Here is a 1176-nt window from a genome sequence, read left to right as displayed (position 1 = left end):
TCGGTGGAGCTGCATGACAAGGTCATCGGGCATTATCTGAACATAAAACACTATCAGTAAGTTGGAGTCATTACCTTATAACGCTTATAAATGTGTAATCAGGCAATATTTAAATATTTATGTGTTTGCATCGACAAACGCCAATTACGCGCAATACAGGTTTCAATGCACAATCGTGTGGCATCATCCTTTTGGCTAATCGGCTGCAGTGCAATGACTCGCGGTTTATCATCGGTCAGCGTTGCCAGTAGTTCATCCAGTGCTTCAATATCGCGTACGCGCCCCACTGGATGCTTGATTTCGTTGGCTCGCTCCAGTGCCTGTGACAACACTTCATAGCCGCCGCGCATGTTCAGCTTTGGCGATACGGTAACCCAGGTATTCGGTGTGCAGCGTACTTCATGAGTTCCACTGGTTTCGATCTGGCAGCTAAAACCGTTCTTTTCGAGCAGGTCAGTCAGTGGCAGCAAATCATGAATGCAAGGCTCACCACCCGTAATCACCACATGCCGCGCGGTATATCCCTGACGACCAATGACAGCCAGCAAGTCTTCACTGCTCGCCGCCCCCCACTTATCACTCTCTTTGGTCTTCGCCAGAATGCTGAAAAGGGAGACTTCCCGATCCTCAAGCTTTTCCCAGGTGTGTTTGGTGTCGCACCAGGCACAGCCAACCGGGCATCCCTGTAAACGAATAAAAATGGCGGGAACGCCGGTAAAGTAACCCTCACCTTGCAGGGTCTGGAACATCTCGTTAATCGGGTACTGCATAGCATTCTCTGTGAAGTGGATAATTGTTAATTATTGCAGATCCTGCCGCAACAATCATGTCTTATTAACATTCTGTTACATGCAGATTTAAAGAAAAATACGAAACATATCGTTAATAATTAAAGGGAGTAACGTATTATGTCAGAAGAAAATAAAGAAAATGGATTTAATCATGTCAAAACATTCACCAAAATTATATTTATTTTTTCTGTATTAGTTTTTAATGATAACGAATCTAAAATTACCGATGCCGCCGTCAATTTATTTATCCAGATTTAATGAGAAATTTATAATGCGCTATTTCATACTAATGTTCACTTTCGTATGTTCCTTTGTTGGGTAATGCTGCCAACTTACTGATTTAGTGTATGATGGTGATTTTAAGGTGCTTGCGTGGCTTCCATTT

The 1176-nt window shown here is 43.1% G+C and carries 3 protein-coding genes; 2 read left to right on the top strand and 1 reads right to left on the bottom strand.

Going from position 1 to position 1176, the window contains the following annotated elements; all coding sequences use genetic code 11:
* Positions 1-60: IS1 family transposase (locus ABZJ92_RS21905; RefSeq protein WP_071528444.1), on the top strand; the 60-nt coding region annotated here is incomplete at its 5' end.
* A gap of 38 nt (positions 61-98) precedes the next feature.
* Here the strand turns inward: ABZJ92_RS21905 and queE are convergent.
* The gene (gene queE / locus ABZJ92_RS21900) at positions 99-770 is read right to left on the bottom strand and encodes a 7-carboxy-7-deazaguanine synthase QueE (protein ID WP_001199973.1); all 672 of its coding nucleotides are present in this window, start codon (positions 768-770) and stop codon (positions 99-101) included.
* A gap of 138 nt (positions 771-908) precedes the next feature.
* Between queE and yqcG the strand changes: the two genes are divergently transcribed.
* Positions 909-1049, top strand: coding sequence for a cell envelope stress response protein YqcG (gene yqcG, locus ABZJ92_RS21895; RefSeq protein ID WP_001288227.1), 141 nt, complete (start codon positions 909-911; stop codon positions 1047-1049).
* Positions 1050-1176 lie beyond the last annotated feature (127 nt).

The sequence above is a fragment of the Shigella sp. FJ200513 genome (genome assembly GCF_040495915.1).
Taxonomy (GTDB): Bacteria; Pseudomonadota; Gammaproteobacteria; order Enterobacterales; family Enterobacteriaceae; genus ECMA0423.
This window is presented reverse-complemented; position numbering and strand designations above follow the sequence as displayed.

What these genes read in the sequence shown, in the direction of transcription:
- yqcG (WP_001288227.1), top strand. Translation starts at nt 909, where the DNA reads ATGTCAGAAGAAAATAAAGAAAATGGATTTAATCATGTCAAAACATTC.
- queE (WP_001199973.1), bottom strand. Translation starts at nt 770, where the DNA reads ATGCAGTACCCGATTAACGAGATGTTCCAGACCCTGCAAGGTGAGGGT.